Here is a 16210-nt window from a genome sequence, read left to right on the forward strand (position 1 = left end):
CCCCTGAAAAGCAGGGGCCGTTGCTTTTAGGGGCGCGGGGAACTGCGCGAGCAGCCCCCACTCACCCGCAGACGAACACGCACCCCGGAAAAGCGCCCCGTTGTGTTCCGGGACCACCACTTCACCCCCCGTTCACCCGCGACGACGAGGAACGTTGGGTTCCGGGAGCACTCTCCCCGTGTGAGACGAATCGCAGGAATCGTCCTCGCGGTACTGCTGATCGGCGGCGTGGTGGCAGCCGTCGTGGCGGGCCGGGAAACCGGGGACACGGGCACGGCAACGAAGACCGTGCGAGGAGTGATCGGGTCGGAGAAGGCGGAGTTCTTCGCCGACCCGGAGGTGGTGAAGGCCCTGGCCGCCAAGGGCTACACCGTGAAGACGGAGACGTCGGGATCCTGGGCCATGGACGGCCTGGATCTAAATGGGTACGACTTCGCGTTCCCGTCCAGCAAGGCACCCGCCGACGAGCTGGCCGCGAAGTACGAGGTCCGCGAGCCGCTGCCCCGCCCCTTCTACTCGCCCCTCGTCGTGGTCGCCCACCGGAGCGCCGCCGAGGTGCTGCGGAAGAACGGGCTCGCCACGCTCGACGAGGGCCGGGGTGTCCTCGACATGAGCGCGTATCTGAAGGCCGCCGAGGACGGCCGGACGTGGCAGGACCTCAAGGGGTCCGAGAAGTACGGGGAGTTGATGGGGCTCCTCTACATCGCCACCACCGACCCGACCACCTCCAACTCGGGCGCGCTCTACCTCGCCGCCGCATCCAACGTCGCCAACGGCGGCCGTGTGGTGGCGAGCAAGGCGGACCTGGACCGGACCGCGCCTCTCATGCACGAGCTGATCAGCGTCCAGGGCGCCCAGCAGCCGAGCACCGACGCGACGTTCCGTGACTTCGTCAGCGGGGTCGGCAATCCGCTCGTGCTGGTCTACGAGTCACAGGTCGCCGCGATGCTCACGGAGGGCCAGAGCATCGACGACCTGGTCGTCCTCTACCCGGACACCACCGTCTTCAGCGACCACACCGTCGTACCGGTCACGGACGAGGGCCGCGCGCTCGGTGAACTCCTCGGCACCGACCCGAAGTTGCGCGAACTGGCCGCCCGGCACGGGTTCCGGCCGCAGGGCACGGCCACCGAGTTCACGTCGGCGACCGCCGACCACACCACCTATCTGATGCAGAAGCTGACCGTCCGGCAGGCGCCCGTGCCCACCTCCGAGGTGCTGCACGAGATGGCGCGCCGGGCCCGGGGCCAGTAGGACTACGGGGGATCGACGAACATGACCATCGAAGACAGCAGCGGCGACAGCGCCTTCACCCTCACCCCTCCCGAGCCGGTCGCGGCCGTGCCCCGGGAAAAGGCGGGCGGGCTCGTGCCGGTCGAGGAGTCCGTGCGGACGGACATGGCCCGCAAGGCCGAGGAGTACGTGCGGGGCCTCGCCGTCCTCGACGCCCGCTCCCCGGAGTTCGCCGGCCGGGTCGGGGAGATCACCTCGCTCGGCGCGGGCGAGATGCGCACCGCCGCCGCGCAGTCCAACCGGATGCTGGAGCGGACCGTGCGCAGCCTGCCGAGCAAGGGCGGGGACGCACAGTCGCAGGTCGCGGGCTCGCTCGTCGAACTCCGGCGGGTGGTGGAGGACCTGGACCCGCGTGATCTGCAGGCGAGCAAGGGGCGCAAGTTCCTGTCCCGGCTGCCGGGTGGCAACAAGCTGCGCGACCACGTCGCCAAGTACGCCTCGGCACAGGGGACGTTGAACAGGATCGTGGGCTCGTTGCGCGGCGGGCAGGACGAACTGCGGCGCGACAGCGCCGCGTTGCAGACCGAGCGCGTCCGGCTGTGGGAGACCATGGGCAAGCTCCAGGAGTACGTGGTCCTGACGGAGGCCCTGGACACGGCCGTCGAGGAGCACATCGACGGGGTCGATCCGCAAGCGGGCGACACCCTGCGCGCCGACGTCCTCTTCCCCGTCCGGCAGAAGCACCAGGACCTGCTCACCCAGCTGGCCGTCTGCGCCCAGGGCTATCTGGCCATGGACGTCGTACGGCGCAACAACGAGGAGCTGATCAAGGGCGTCGACCGGGCCGCCACGACCACGGTCTCGGCGCTGCGCATCTCCGTGATGCTCGCCTCCGCCCTGGACAACCAGAAGAAGGTCGTCGACCAGGTGAACGCGTTGCGCGGCACCACGGAGGACCTGATCCGGGGCAACGCCGAGATGCTCGCCACCCAGAGCGGCGAGATCCAGCGCATCGCCGCCGACCCGGCCGTCGGCGCGGAGACGCTCCGCTCGGCCTTCCAGCAGATCTACCGCACCCTCGACGCCATCGACACCTACAAGGTGCAGGCCACGGAGACCATGGCCGCCACCGTCGAGTCCCTGACCTCCGAACTCCAGAACGCGACCCAGTACCTGGAGCGGAGCCGGAACCAGGGCGCACTGGAAGGGGGCCTCGGATGAGAACACCGATGAGAACGCGGATGAGAACGCGGACGAGAGTGCGTACGACGATGGCCGTCGCCGCGGCGACCGCCGCCACCCTCCTGGCCGGCGCCTGCACCGCCGCGGACCAGGGGCTACCCGATCCGGCCGAGGCGACCAAGTACATCCCCGGCACCCTCCGTGTCCTCGCCTCCAGTGAACTCGCCGACATGAAGCCGGTGTTGGACCAGGTCGAGAAGGACACCGGGATCAAGGTCCGGCCCACCTACATGGGCACGCTCGACGCGGTGGACCTGCTCAGCGAGTGGCATGCGAAGGGCTCGTACGACGCGGTGTGGCTGTCCTCCAACGACTACCTGCGGCTCCGCCCGGACGCGGCCGAGAAGGTCGTGTCGGAGACGCCGGTGATGTCCAGCCCGGTCGCGATCGGCGTGCGGAACGAGACCGTACGGACGCTGGGGTGGAAGCCGGAGAACGTCACCTGGTCGGACATCGAGAAGGCGGTGGCGGACGGGAAGCTGACGTACGGCATGACCGACCCGTCCCGCTCCAACTCCGGTTTCTCGACGCTCGTCTCGGTGGCGTCGGGGCTCTCCGACGCGCAGTCCGCGCTCACGGACGCGGACGTGACGCGGGCGACGCCCCGGCTGAAGGAGTTCTTCACGGGCCAGAAGCTGACGTCGGGGTCGTCGGGCTGGCTGGCGGCGGCGTACGACCGGCGCGGTGACGTCGACGCCCTGCTCAACTACGAGTCGGTGCTGAAGGGGAAGAAGGGCCTGACGGTGATCCGGCCGCGCGACGGGGTCGTCACCGCCGACTATCCGCTCTCCTCGCTCGCCTCCACGAGCAAGGAGGTCCGGGACGACGTACGCCGTCTCACGGACGCCCTGCGCACCCCGGACATCCAGCGGCTGATCACCGAGAAGACGCTGCGCCGCCCGGTCGTCGCCTCCGTGCCGCCCGCGGCCGGCCTCGACACCACGCGCCGGCGCGAACTCCCCTTCCCGGGCAGCCGGTCCGTCGCCGACGGACTCCTCGACGCGTACGAGAACGAGCTGCGCCGCCCCTCCCGGACCGTGTACGTCCTGGACACCTCGGGCTCGATGGAGGGCGACCGCCTCGACCGGCTGAAGACCGCGCTCACCGAGCTGACCGGCGACTTCCGGGACCGGGAGGAGGTCACGCTGATGCCGTTCGGATCCGACGTGAAGAGCGTGCGGACGCATGTCGTGCAGCCCGAGGACCCGAAGGCCGGGCTCGAAGGCATCCGCGCCGACACCCGGGAACTGTCCGCCAGCGGCGACACCGCCATCTACACCTCGCTACGGAAGGCGTACGAGCACCTCGGCACCGCCGACCGGGACACCTTCACCTCCATCGTGCTGATGACGGACGGCGAGAACACCGAGGGCGCGAGCCCCGCCGACTTCGACGAGTTCTACGGTGGACTGCCCGCCGCCGAGCAGCAGATCCCCGTCTTCCCGATCCTCTTCGGCGACTCCGACAAGGGCGAACTGGAGCACATCGCCGACCTGACCGGTGGCCGCCTCTTCGACGCCCAGCAGGGCTCGCTGGACGGCGCCTTCGAGGAGATCCGTGGCTACCAGTAGATTCATGAAGTACGTCGAGTCCCGCAAGAACCTCACCGGCAGCGCCCTCGGGATCGCCGGGCTCGGCCTGACCTTCGCGGGTATCGCTGGACCGTACTGGCCGGTCGTGGTCGTCGGGCTGTACGGCGCGGGCGCCCTGATCGCCCCGCCGGAGCGCCCCCCGCTGCCGGACTTCCCGGACCCGTCCGCCCAGCTCGACGAGTTGCGCACCGACTTCGGCACCCTCCGCGAGTACCTCGCCGGCATCGAGCTGCCGCCCGCCGCCGGCGGCCGCCTCACCGAGCTGACCGAACTCCTCACGGCGCTCCTCGACCCCGGCTGGGTCGCCGAGGTCCTCGCCCGCGACCCCGAGGGCATCCACGCCCTCTCCCGGGCCGTCCGGCAGGACGTCCCCGAGGCTGTCGACACCTTCGTACGCACCCGCTGGTGGACCCGCCTGACCCCGGGCACGGAACCGCCGGAACGCCACCTCGAACGCCAACTCAGCCTGTTGCAAGAGGAGTTGGGGGGTCTGGCGGCAACCCTGCGCGACGCCGAGGCCCGCCGGCAGGAGTCGCACACCCGGTACCTGGAGGACCGGTCGGGCTGACCGCGCGCCGACTGCCTCAGCCGAGGTTCGTCAGGATCACGATCAGCAGCACCACCCCGAGCACCACGGCCAGCACCTTCAGCCCGGCGTACGGGGACGGGGGCCGGCCGGGCGGGGGCGGTGGGACCGGGACCGACGTGGGCCGGGGGCCGTTGAACACGTCGTGGCCGGTGACCGCGGCCCGGGTGCACCAGGGGCAGGTCGGCAGGTGGGAGCCGTAGGTGTGCAGGGGCCGTACCGTGCAGGCGCGCACCTGGCCGCGTTCCTTGTCGAGGGCGCGGAGCCAGGCCTCGGCCGGGGGACGGGCCGCGGGTTCCTCGACGCCGGGGCCGAAGGCGGCCTTGGCGAGGGTGAGGAGTTCGGACGGCAGGACGGACGGGTCGATCGTCCCGCGCGGGATGGTGACCCGCTCGGGGCGGACGACATAACTGCAGCTCGCGGCGATGTTGTCCTTGACGGTCGACTCGGAGGCGCTCTCGTGCGGGACCCCGCCGAAGGGATGGTTGCCCGCGGTGAGCAGCTGGTAGACGAGGACGGCGAGAGCGAAGTCGTCGCTCTGCCGGGTCGCGGGGCCGCCCGCCTGCCGCTCGGGGGACGAGTAGTCGGTGGTGTGCATCAGGCACGGGAAGAGTTCGCCGGTGACCGGGTCGGTGAAGGCGATGGAGTCGCAGTCGAGGAAGGTGACGAAGCCGTTGGCGTCGACGACGACGTTGCTGCTGGAGAAGTCGCCGATGACGAGGTTGTCGTAGTGCATACGGGCCGTCATGAAGGCGAGGTTCCAGGCGACGCCCAGCAGGAACCGCCAGTCGGCCCGGTCCGGGAAGAGCTTGAGGCGCTGGACGCGGGTGAACAGGCCGATCACCTGGACGTGTTGGGGTTCGCCGAAGCCGCGCATCGCGTAGCCGAGGAACTCGCCGTTCGTGCCCCGGGCGATCGCGGTGGGCCAGGCCAGCTCGGGCGGCTGGCTGGCGTTGGTCGGGCGGGCGGCCAGCGGGGACATGGTGAGCATGCGGGCCAGCCGCCGCTCCTGGTCCGGCCCGGGTGTGTCCCGGTAGATCTTGACGACGATGCCCGTATCGCCCTCCACCGGGAACACGGCCGCCTGCCCGCCACCCTTCAGCGGCAACTCGGCCAGAGTGACCCGCCTACCGTCGAGAAAGACCGTGCGGCCGCTCATGGCCGTACCTCCGAGTGTTCGTCGAGCCGTTCGTCGCCGCGCAGAAGCGTCGTCCTGAAGAGTCGTCGCCCTTGAAGAGCGGTCATCGCCGGTTCGTGCGGACGGCTCGCAGCAGGGTCTTGTCGTCGGCGTTGAGAGCGGTGAGGCGGTCGGAGCGCAGGAGAGCGGCCAGGTTGGGGTCGCGGTCGTCCTCGGGAGCGGTGTCGAGGGAGCGGAAGACGGCGTCGGCGAAGGAGGTGTTCGGGGACGGGGCGCCGTCGGCCGACCGGTTGAGCATGGCCTGGGCGAGCCCGTCCGTGGAGAGGAGCACTCCGTCGACCCCGTCGTCCGCGACGCACTCGGTGTGGGTCCAGCGCGCCACGTCCGGCGAGGTCAGGAACACCGTCTCGTTGCTGTACTCACTGGCCGCCGCGGCCTGCGGCAGCAGATGGAACTGCCGCTCCCCGTCCTCCGTCCCGGCCCGTACGACGACGAACCCGTCCCCCACGGTGAGGTGCCCGATCCAGCGGGGCGCGAGCACCACCACCGTGAGCGTCGTGGCGAAGTCCTGCGCGTCGGCGCCGGTCTGGTCGAGGAAGTCCTTGCTCACGTCGTGCAGGGCGTCCCGCAGCAACTCGTGCACGGCCTCCCCCGGCCGCGTCTCCACGGCCGCCCCGGCCCGTCGGGCGAAGTGCTCCGCCGCTAGCTTCACCGCGAGCCGGGCGCCCTCCTCCGAACGGGGCCTGCTCCCGGCCCCGTCGGCGACGGCGAGCACGGCGACGGAGGATGTCGTGGCGTAGGCGCAGGCGTCCTGGCAGGGCAGGCCCTGGCGCCGGTGCCGATAGCCCTCGACGCTCAGGCCGTGGATCCGCCAGGCCGGGGCGGCGGTCACCTCACGCCTCCCAGGCCGGGCGCTGCGTCTTGAACTGGCTGAAGATCTTCTCGAACACCTCGTCCCCCGCCCCCTTCTGCTCTGCGTTGGCGCTGGCGGACATCATCTGGAGCAGTTCCCGGAACGGGAACCCCTGCAACCGGGCGTTGAACTTCGGCGCGAACGCCCGCAGCACCTGCTCCCCCATGTCCGTGATCCCGCCGACCCCGATCGCGTACAAGCGGAACCGGCGGGCGCGCTGCTCCTCGGCGAGGACGGGGACCAACCGGTGCCAGGAGTCGGTGAGATGGCCCGTCGGGTCGGTGGGAAGTCCGTCGGTGACGAGGCAGATCTGCGGCCGGTAGTACTGCAGCCCGGAGGCCCGCAGCTCGCTCTTGCGGGCCGCGACGATGTGCATCGCCAGCTCCAGCGCCTCGGTCATCAGGGTGACCCCGGCGGCCATGAGCTGCGGTGCCTGGAAGGCGTGCGCGGGTATGAATGGAGTTCGGTCCGTACGACCGCGGTCCGTGTGTGTGTCGGGCGGCCCCCCACCTGCCGTCCGTGCCGCGGCACGGATGCGACCCGCAGCCGGGTGGTGCTCTCGTCACCGCCCCCGCCCCCGCCGCGCGCCGCGTGGGCCGGCGCGGCCCGCGCGGGTCCGCCGACCGCCCGCCCGGGAGACACCGCCCAGTGCCCCACGGCCACCGGTCCCCTGGACCGCCGGATCACGATCACGAAGGCGAGCAGCAACAGGGCGAGGAGGAGACCCATCCAGAGGGCGGTCCAGGTGGCGTTGCTGTAGCCGGCGGCTTCGCTTTCGCGGGTACCGGCTCTGTTGTTCGCCTTGTCGTCCGCCCCGCCCTTGTCGTCCCCGCCGTCTATGGCGCCGTCTCCGGGACCTCCGGGGTTCGGGGGCTTCGAGACGGGCGCGGGGGCCTCGATGCGGGTGGCCATGTCGGCGACGAGTCCCCCCTCGATGAGGTGGCTGCCCTTCAGCGGCGGTGTCCGGTCGCCCGTCTCGACGATCTGGTCGCACAGATACTGCGGTACGCAGACACCCGCATCCTGCAGCTCGTCAACGGCCCACCGCGGTATCCGGTCGATCCTGGAGTCAGGGTGGACCATCCGGCCCCCGGCCAGGACCAGCAGAGCCGTGCCGCCGTCACCCGTCCGACCGCCCTTCGGCACCTCCACCACCAGCTGATGCCGACGCTTCTCCACGTCCGTGAGGATCTCGCGGTACTGCCGCTCGGGGCCGGCCAGCGACAACTCGTCGTCGAGTCTGACGACGTAGGGCTTGCCGCTCTCGACGTTCGAGACCCAGCACTCCAGCCACTGTGCGAGGGGGCCCGCACACGGCTCCGCGGCCGAGACCGAACCTCCCGGCACCACCGCGAGCAGCAACCCCACCAACGCACCGAGAACAGACAAACGCCCGATCGCACCCATCGCACCAACCCCCCGTGGCCTGAAAGGCACGCCCCCGCGGCCCTGAAAAAGCCCCTCCAATAGTGGAGCAGGCAACCGGGTGGCCGGAAGGGTTTGGAGAATTCCGCCGGTGGAGTTACGGCGACTTCCTTCGATTTACGATCAGTATGCTTTTCACTTCTACAACTTGAACACCTGATGGCAACGGCTGAACATCTGCCGCGCCCGATCCACCCAGTCATTGGCCAGCGCGTCGAAGTCCGCCTGGGTGATACGGCACGTCAGTGGCAGATCACAGACTCCGGCGAGACAGGGGCGCGGCCCACGTACGTCCCACACGGAAAGCATGGGGTTCAGTTGTTCGGTATTCCACGCGTTCGATGCGGCCGCCGCGATGGCGAGTTGATCCTGTCGCAGGAAATTCCCGTCCGTCGCGAAGACCACGAGAAGCCTTTTGGTGGTCATGAACCTCACCGTGACCACCCGCCCCGCCTCATGGAGATCGAATTGCAGGGACACGGAGGCGGTGTCGTGGACCGTGTGGTAATTCCGCCGGGCGACCCAGTTCTGCACCAACTGCCGCCAGTGCGTGCCGAGGCCGTATATCTCGGCGTTGCGCCCCGGATAGGAGTCGCGCCCGGAGTACGGGCCGCGCCCGGAGAAGGAGTCGCGGCCGGGGTGGGACTCCCGCCCCGGGTAGGAGTCAGGCGCCGTCACGGACCACCGCCCCGGCGACCATGGCGTCGGTCAGCCCGGCATCGAGCAGTGCCTGCGCGTGGAGCAGCAGACAGGAGGGGACGGACTCGCTCGTCGTACGGCGCCGGTGGCGCTCCTGCAACTCCTCGTACCGCACCTCGATGGTCCGGGCCACCTGCGGCGGCGGCCACACCTCGGCGCTCATGTCCTCCTCCACCAACTCGGCCAGGATCGCGGCGAGTCGGGGCCGGTCCTCGGGTCGCTTGGCCAGGCAGCGGGCGATGAGGGGCCGCAGTCCGGCCGGTACGCCGTCGAGCCGGGGCTCTCCTCGTACGACCTCCACACGCACGGCTTCCCCGCTGCCGTGCGGTGGGCGGCCGGTGAGCGCGTACACCAGGACCCCGCCCAGCGAGAACACGTCGCTCGGCGGGCCGACCCGGTCGCCGCGGATCTGCTCGGGCGACATGAACGGCGGAGTGCCGACGACGACGCCGACGCGGGTGAGGCCGGGGGCGCCGTCCACGCGGGAGATGCCGAAGTCGATGACGCGGGGGCCGTCCTGAGCGAGCAGGACGTTCGCCGGCTTGAGGTCGCGGTGGACCACGTGGGCGGCGTGGATGGCCTGCAACGCCTCGACGAGGCCGGCGCCGAGAGGGCGGACCTGGGCCTCGGGCAACGGGCCGTCTGCGCGGACCGCTTCCGCGAGGGAGGGGCCGGGGACGTACAGGGTGGCCAGCCAGGGGAGTTCGGCCGTCGGGTCGGCGTCGACCACGGCGGCGGTGTAGGCGCCGCTGACCACGCGGGCGGCGGCCACCTCGCGGGCGAAGCGTTCGCGGAACTCGGGTTCGGCGGCGAGTTCGGGGCGGGCGACTTTTACGGCGACCTCGCGGCCGGCGGGTGAGCGGCCCAGGTAGACCCAGCCCATGCCCCCCGATCCCAGGCGGCCGACTATCTTGTACGGGCCGATCTTCAGGGGGTCACTTACGGGTGTACGCACCCCGCTCACCTCATTTCGGGGTTCGGTGCGGATGTCCCGAGTGTCCCGCGAAATGCCGTGCCAGGCAGCCCTTTTCGCCCCCTCCGCCCCTACCCGTCCCCTCCCGGGGGCGGTGCCCCTTCGCCCCCGGCCGCGGGTCCGTCGTGGTTGTTCGCGCAGTCCCCCGCGCCGCTGAAAAAGCACAGCTGCGCCCCGTGCTTTTTCAGCGGCCCGCAGGGGCCGTGTCTTTCAGGGGCGCGGGGAACTGCGCGAGAAGCCCCACTCACCCGCACCCGCCATCGACCCCCCACCCCCCGAGCCATCCGGCGCAACAAAAAGTCCGCGACCGGCCGAGGAGACGTCGCTGGTCAGGGCAACCCATATCCGGCCGGTCGCGGAGCAAAGAGGGGGCGTCAGCCGAGACGGCTCACCAGCGCCCGGTACTCGTCCCACAGCTCCTTCGGCGTGTGATCACCGAAGGTGTTGAGGTGTTCGGGAACCAGCGCGGCCTCCTCCCGCCACACCTCCTTGTCGACGGTCAGCAGGAAGTCCAGGTCGGACGAGGAGAGGTCCAGCCCCTCCGTGTCCAGCGCCTGAGGCGTCGGCAGGATGCCGATCGGGGTCTCCACCCCCTCCGCCTTGCCGTCCAGCCGGTCCACGATCCACTTCAGGACGCGACTGTTCTCACCGAAGCCGGGCCAGACGAACTTGCCCTCGTCGTTCTTGCGGAACCAGTTGACGTAGTAGATCTTCGGCAGCTTGGCCTGGTCCTTGCCCTTGGCGACGTCGACCCAGTGGCCCATGTAGTCGCCCATGTTGTAACCGCAGAAGGGGAGCATCGCGAAGGGGTCCCGGCGCAGTTCGCCGACCTTGCCCTCGGCCGCGGCGGTCTTCTCGGACGCCACGTTCGCGCCCAGGAACACCCCGTGGTTCCAGTCGAAGGACTCCGTCACCAGCGGCACCGCCGTGGCGCGTCGGCCGCCGAAGAGAATCGCGGAGATCGGCACGCCCTTGGGGTCCTCCCACTCGGGCGCGATGATCGGGCACTGGGCGGCGGGCACCGTGAAGCGGGCGTTCGGGTGGGCGGCCGGCGCCTCGGCGTCCGGCGTCCAGTCGTTGCCCTTCCAGTCGGTCAGATGGGCCGGAGTCTCCTCCGTCATCCCCTCCCACCACACGTCGCCGTCGTCCGTCAGCGCCACGTTCGTGAAGACCGAGTTGCCCCACAGCGTCTTCATCGCGTTGGCGTTGGTGTGCTCACCGGTACCGGGCGCGACGCCGAAGAACCCGGCCTCGGGGTTGATGGCATAGAGCTGCCCGTCCTCGTCGAAGCGCATCCACGCGATGTCGTCGCCGATCGTCTCGACGGTCCAGCCCCGGACGGTCGGCTCCAGCATCGCCAGGTTCGTCTTGCCGCAGGCGGACGGGAAGGCCGCCGCCACGTACTTCGACTCACCCTGCGGGGGCGTCAGCTTCAGGATCAGCATGTGCTCGGCCAGCCAGCCCTCGTCGCGCGCCATCACCGACGCGATACGCAGGGCGTAGCACTTCTTGCCCAGCAGCGCGTTGCCGCCGTACCCGGAGCCGTACGACCAGATCTCGCGGCTCTCGGGGAAGTGGGAGATGTACTTGGTGCTGTTGCAGGGCCACGGCACATCGGCCTGGCCGGACTCCAGCGGGGCGCCGAGGGTGTGCACGGCCTTCACGAAGAAGCCCTCGGAGCCGAGCTCGTCCAGCACCGGCTGTCCCATACGGGTCATCGTGCGCATGGAGACGGCGACGTACGCGGAGTCGGTGATCTCGACGCCGATGGCGGAGAGCGGCGAGCCGAGCGGGCCCATGCAGAACGGGACGACGTACATCGTGCGGCCGCGCATCGAGCCGCGGAACAGGCCCTTCTCGCCCTGGAAGATGTCCCGCATCTCGGCGGGGGCCTTCCAGTGGTTGGTCGGGCCGGCGTCCTCTTCCTTCTCCGAACAGATGAACGTGCGGTCCTCGACCCGGGCGACATCGGTCGGGTCGGACGCGGCGTAGTAGGAGTTCGGGCGTTTGATCGGGTCGAGCTTCCGGAAGGTGCCCTTCTCGACGAGCTCCCCGCACAGGCGCTCGTACTCGGCCTCGGATCCATCGCACCAGACCACGTTGTCCGGCTCGGTCAGTTCGGCGATCTCGTTCACCCACGCCACGAGTTCTCGGTGGGTGGTCGGGACGGTTGAAGGGGGAGCCGCGATGTCGCGCGCCACGATTGCTCCTAAATGAGGGATTTTTTGTTGGAGGCCCCGTGGGGGCTGCGACCCGGATGCTTCTCGGATTTGATCTCTGGGCGCTCATCCGGTGCCGACCGCACTCATTTGATCATCCGACGAGAGTGCCCATATGTCCATAGGGCCTCACAGGTGAGCATCGTGACCATCACCACTCGGCGACCTTCACCCGAGAGGTTTCCGTGCGTCACTGCTGCTTCACCGCGGGTATCCATGAATGTGCTCGGGTATCCCCGTCGAAGACTCCGCGTGAGATGATGGCCACTTCAGGGAGCACGAACGGCCCTCACGGTCCCGTAAGTTACGGCTCCGTAGGTACGATGGAGGGCATGACAGCGTCCGTCCCCGATGCGCACCCGGAGACGCCGGCCGACAGCCGCCCTTCCGACGCGCGCTCCCTGCCGCATCAGATCGCCGACCAGATCACCGACGAGATCCACCAGATCACTGACGAGATCAAGCCCAAACTCCGGGGCTGGCTGCATCTCGGCATGTTCCCCGCCGTGCTCGTGGCCGGCCTGGTGCTCACCGCCCTCGCGGACTCCACGCGCGGACGCATCGCCTGCGGGATCTTCGCCCTCACGGCCTGCCTGCTGTTCGGCGTGAGCGCGCTGTACCACCGGGGCACCTGGAGCCCGCGCATGGACGGCATCCTGCGCAGGCTGGATCACGCCAACATCTTCCTGATCATCGCAGGCTCCTACACCCCGCTCACCATGCTGCTCCTGCCGGGCGCCAAGGGTCAGTGGCTGCTGTGGGGCATCTGGGGAGCGGCGCTCGCCGGCATCGCCTTCCGGGTGTTCTGGGTCGGCGCCCCGCGCTGGCTCTACACCCCCTGCTACATCGCGATGGGCTGGGCGGCCGTCTTCTTCCTGCCCGACTTCATGCGCACGGGCGGCATCGCCGTCCTCGTCCTGGTGATCGTCGGCGGCCTCCTCTACAGCGCCGGCGGAGTCATCTACGGCCTCAAGCGCCCGGACCCGTCACCACGCTGGTTCGGCTTCCACGAGGTCTTCCACTCCCTCACCCTCGCCGCGTTCGTCGTGCACTACGTGGGCATTTCGATGGTGGCCTACCAGCACGCATAGCCACTCCCCTTCCTTCTTGGCCACGGCTCCCGAGCCGTGGCCATTTTCGTATGCCCGGCCACAAGGCGAGAGACAGTACCGATTGACAGTGACTCCATTTTGACAGTTACTCTCATTTCATGGCTACTGTCACTCAGTCTTCCTCCGCTCGGCCCGACCCCCGCCGCTGGTGGGCCCTCGGCGCCCTCGTCGCGAGCATGCTGGTGCTCGGCTTCGACATGACGATCCTCAACGTGGCTCTGCCGACCATGGCCGAGCAGCTCGGCGCCACCACCGGGGAACAGCAGTGGATGGCGGACGCGTACATCGTCGTCTTCGCGGCCCTCATGCTCCCGGCCGGACTGCTCGGCGACAGGTTCGGACGTCGGCGGATGCTGATCACCGGGCTCGGGATCTTTCTCGCCGGGTCGGTCGTGGGCGCGCTCGCCCAGGACGTGAACGCGGTCGTCGGCGCCCGTGCCGTGATGGGTGTCGGGGCCGCGCTGGTCACACCGCTCGCCCTCTCGGTACTGCCCTCGCTCTTCGCACCCGACGAGCGCACCAAGGCCGTCGGCATCGTCTCGGCGGGCTCCACGCTCGGCCTGCCGCTCGGCCCGATCATCGGCGGCTGGCTCCTCGACCACTACTGGTGGGGCTCGGTGTTCCTCATCAACATCCCGATGGCGGCGATCGGCATCGCCGCCTGCGTCTTCCTGCTGCCCGAGACCCGGGATCCCGCCTCACCCAGGGTCGACGCCGTCTCTACCGCGCTCACCGCCGCCGGCCTCGGCTCGCTCGTCTACGCGATCATCGAGGCACCCACTCGCGGCTGGGGCGACCCCCTGGTTCTGGGCATGTTCGCCGGAGCCGCGGTACTGATCACCGCCCTGGTGCTGCGCGAGCGGCGAGCCGTGCGCCCCATGCTGGACATGGGCCTGCTCGCCCACCGCGGATTCCTCTTCAACGCACTCGCCGCGACCCTCGTCATGTTCGTCCTGTCCGGCCTGATGTTCGCCCTGCCGCCGTACCTCCAGGCCGTCCTCGGCAACGACGCCCTGGGCACCGGGGTACGGCTGCTGCCGCTGATGGGCGGCCTGCTGGTCGGCGCGCGGCTGGCGCAACCGGTCGTCGAACGCTTCGGGTCCCGGTCCGTGGTCAGCGCGGGACTGGTGGTGCTGGCCTTCGCCGCATTCCTCGGCAGCCGTACGACGGTGGAGTCCGGCTACGGGTTCACGGCACTGTGGCTGTCGTTCGCCGGGGCCGGGTTCGGGTTCTCGATCGTGCCCGCGATGTCCGGCGCCCTCGGCACCCTGCCCACCGACCGGGCCGGCAGCGGCTCGGGGCTGCTGATGACGCTGCGCCAGGTGGGCGGCGCGATCGGCATCGCCCTGCTGGGCAGTCTCCTGGCGGACGTCTTCCGCGACCGGCTCGACGTCACCGGCCTGCCCGCATCGGCGGCCGACACCGCCGGGGACTCGGTGGTCGCGGCACACGTAGTCGCCGAACGGGCGGGCGTGGCCGATCTCCTCACGTCCTCGAACGATTCGTACGTCCACGGCATGGGCCTCGTCCTGCTGGTGTGCGGCGGCGCGGCCCTGGTCGCGGCGCTGCTGGCGGCGGCCTTCCTGCCGAGCGCGCCGACGGCCCGGAGCGGGCACGGCGTGCGGAGCCCCGGCCCTGACCTGGCCATGTCGAAGCCCGATGCCCGACAATGACGGCATGACGGCCGCACGCCCCAGCACCCCCACCACCGACCGCCCCCCTCTCAGCCTCCGTGAACGGAAGAAGATAAAGACCCGCGAGGCGATCCGCGCCGCGACCTACGCACTGGTCGAGGAGCAGGGCTACGACGCCACGACGATCGAGCAGATCGCCGACCGGGCGGAGGTCTCGCCGTCGACCGTCTTCCGGTACTTCCCGACCAAGGAGGACATCGTCCTCACCGACGAGTACGACCCGATCCTCCTGGAGGAACTACGGGCCCGGCCGGCGGACGAACCATGGCCGGACAGCATCCGGTACGTGATGCGGGAAGCCGTCCGCACAGGCATCGAGGAGGACATCGCGGTGGCGCGGCTGCGCACCCACCTGATGGTCCAGGTCCCCGCGGTGCGCTCGCGCATGATGGAGAGCATGTCGGTCACCGGCCGCATGCTCTGCACCGCCATCGGCGAGCGCACCGGCCGGGACCCCGACAGCCTGGAGGTACGGGTCTGGGCGATGTCCCTCATCGGCGGTCTGATGGAAACCTCCCTCTACTGGGCCGAGAACGACCACCAGGACGACTTCGCCGAACTCGTCGACCGCACCCTGACCACTCTCCAACACGGCCTCCGGACGGAAAATCCCTGAGGCCGCACCACTCCCCCATGCCATCCTGACCAGGTGAAAGCAGCCGAGATCCACGTCGAAGTAGCCCCCGAGCTGGCCCTGTTCGTCCCCCACGGCCGCCGGGCGGGAGCGACGCCGCTGGCCACCGACGGCGTCTCGACACTGGGCCACGTGATCGAGTCCCTCGGCGTCCCCCTCACCGAGGTCGGCGCGCTCGTCGTGGACGGCCGCGAAGTTCGGGTGTCGCACATCCCGGCGGACGGCGAGTCGGTGACCGTACTCCCGGTCGAGCGCCCTCAATCCGTGCCCGGCGCCCCACTCCGCTTCCTCCTCGACGTCCACCTCGGCACGCTCGCGCGGCGGCTGCGGTTGTTGGGGGTGGACGCGGCGTACGAGTCCACGGACATCGGCGACCCCGCACTGGCCGCGCAGTCCGCCGCCGAGCAACGGGTGATGCTCAGCAGGGACCGGGGGTTGCTGCGGCGGCGGGAGTTGTGGGCCGGGGCGTACATCTACAGCACACAGCCGGAGGAGCAACTCCGTGATGTGCTGGATCGTTTCGCACCCGAGTTGTGGCCGTGGAGTCGGTGCACCGCGTGTAATGGGCTGCTGAGGGCGGCGACGAAGGAGGAGGTCGCGGATCGGTTGGAGGGTGGGACGCAGAAGTCGTACGACGTGTTCGCGCAGTGCGATGCGTGTGGGCGGGCTTATTGGAAGGGCGCGCACCACGAGCAGTTGGAGGCGATCGTGGTGCGTGCCCTTGAGGAGAGGTCACGATGAACGGGCTGG

At 69.9% G+C, this 16210-nt stretch carries 15 protein-coding genes; 8 read left to right on the forward strand and 7 right to left on the reverse strand.

What is annotated here, in order from left to right:
* The first annotated feature begins 180 nt into the window (after window positions 1-180).
* From ACFU53_RS22320 to ACFU53_RS22335, 4 genes are read left to right on the forward strand one after another with little or no spacing between them, the layout of a single operon-like run.
* Entirely contained in the window at window positions 181-1254 is a 1074-nt protein-coding gene (locus ACFU53_RS22320) for a hypothetical protein (protein ID WP_383995030.1), read from the forward strand.
* 21 nt (window positions 1255-1275) lie between these two features.
* Window positions 1276-2454: a toxic anion resistance protein gene (locus ACFU53_RS22325; RefSeq protein ID WP_383995033.1), complete on the forward strand. Its 1179-nt coding sequence runs from the start codon at window positions 1276-1278 to the stop codon at window positions 2452-2454.
* 20 nt (window positions 2455-2474) lie between these two features.
* Entirely contained in the window at window positions 2475-4046 is a 1572-nt protein-coding gene (locus tag ACFU53_RS22330) for a substrate-binding domain-containing protein (RefSeq protein WP_383995036.1), read from the forward strand.
* Between the two features lie 4 nt (window positions 4047-4050).
* A complete protein-coding gene (locus ACFU53_RS22335; protein ID WP_383995127.1) occupies window positions 4051-4635 on the forward strand; it encodes a hypothetical protein in 585 nt (194 codons plus the stop codon).
* A gap of 16 nt (window positions 4636-4651) precedes the next feature.
* Here ACFU53_RS22335 and ACFU53_RS22340 read toward each other — a convergent pair whose 3' ends face one another.
* The 7 genes from ACFU53_RS22340 to ACFU53_RS22370 all read right to left on the reverse strand — a co-directional run bounded on the left by ACFU53_RS22340 (window position 4652) and on the right by ACFU53_RS22370 (window position 12002).
* A complete protein-coding gene (locus ACFU53_RS22340; RefSeq protein WP_383995039.1) occupies window positions 4652-5812 on the reverse strand; it encodes a hypothetical protein in 1161 nt (386 codons plus the stop codon).
* Window positions 5813-5894: 82 nt separating this feature from the next.
* Window positions 5895-6683 carry a PP2C family serine/threonine-protein phosphatase gene (locus ACFU53_RS22345; protein WP_383995042.1) on the reverse strand — a complete coding sequence of 263 codons (789 nt, stop codon included), beginning with the start codon at window positions 6681-6683 and terminating at the stop codon, window positions 5895-5897.
* A gap of 1 nt (window position 6684) precedes the next feature.
* Window positions 6685-7125 carry a hypothetical protein gene (locus tag ACFU53_RS22350; protein WP_383995047.1) on the reverse strand — a complete coding sequence of 147 codons (441 nt, stop codon included), beginning with the start codon at window positions 7123-7125 and terminating at the stop codon, window positions 6685-6687.
* Window positions 7104-8093, reverse strand: coding sequence for a hypothetical protein (locus ACFU53_RS22355; RefSeq protein ID WP_383995050.1), 990 nt, complete (start codon window positions 8091-8093; stop codon window positions 7104-7106). Before ACFU53_RS22355 ends, ACFU53_RS22350 begins: the two co-directional genes overlap by 22 nt.
* 177 nt (window positions 8094-8270) lie before the next feature.
* Window positions 8271-8807, reverse strand: coding sequence for a hypothetical protein (locus ACFU53_RS22360; protein ID WP_383995053.1), 537 nt, complete (start codon window positions 8805-8807; stop codon window positions 8271-8273).
* Window positions 8794-9783 carry a serine/threonine-protein kinase gene (locus tag ACFU53_RS22365; protein WP_383995056.1) on the reverse strand — a complete coding sequence of 330 codons (990 nt, stop codon included), beginning with the start codon at window positions 9781-9783 and terminating at the stop codon, window positions 8794-8796. The genes ACFU53_RS22360 and ACFU53_RS22365 overlap by 14 nt, the downstream gene beginning before the upstream one ends.
* A gap of 392 nt (window positions 9784-10175) precedes the next feature.
* Window positions 10176-12002 carry a phosphoenolpyruvate carboxykinase (GTP) gene (locus ACFU53_RS22370; RefSeq protein ID WP_383995059.1) on the reverse strand — a complete coding sequence of 609 codons (1827 nt, stop codon included), beginning with the start codon at window positions 12000-12002 and terminating at the stop codon, window positions 10176-10178.
* A gap of 350 nt (window positions 12003-12352) precedes the next feature.
* Here ACFU53_RS22370 and ACFU53_RS22375 point away from each other — a divergent pair, with 350 nt between their 5' ends.
* The 4 genes from ACFU53_RS22375 (at window position 12353) to ACFU53_RS22390 (ending at window position 16201) form a co-directional block, all read left to right on the forward strand.
* Window positions 12353-13111 (forward strand): hemolysin III family protein, encoded by a 759-nt coding sequence (locus ACFU53_RS22375; protein WP_383995062.1) that lies wholly within the window; start codon window positions 12353-12355, stop codon window positions 13109-13111.
* Window positions 13112-13230: 119 nt separating this feature from the next.
* The gene (locus ACFU53_RS22380; protein WP_383995065.1) at window positions 13231-14805 is read left to right on the forward strand and encodes a DHA2 family efflux MFS transporter permease subunit; all 1575 of its coding nucleotides are present in this window, start codon (window positions 13231-13233) and stop codon (window positions 14803-14805) included.
* Window positions 14806-14809: 4 nt separating this feature from the next.
* Window positions 14810-15442 (forward strand): TetR/AcrR family transcriptional regulator, encoded by a 633-nt coding sequence (locus ACFU53_RS22385; protein ID WP_383995068.1) that lies wholly within the window; start codon window positions 14810-14812, stop codon window positions 15440-15442.
* Between the two features lie 33 nt (window positions 15443-15475).
* Window positions 15476-16201: a Mut7-C RNAse domain-containing protein gene (locus ACFU53_RS22390; RefSeq protein WP_383995071.1), complete on the forward strand. Its 726-nt coding sequence runs from the start codon at window positions 15476-15478 to the stop codon at window positions 16199-16201.
* The last annotated feature ends 9 nt before the right edge of the window (window positions 16202-16210 follow it).

It is taken from the genome of Streptomyces sp. NPDC057474, from assembly GCF_042802555.1.
In the GTDB taxonomy this organism is placed as follows: Bacteria; Actinomycetota; Actinomycetes; order Streptomycetales; family Streptomycetaceae; genus Streptomyces.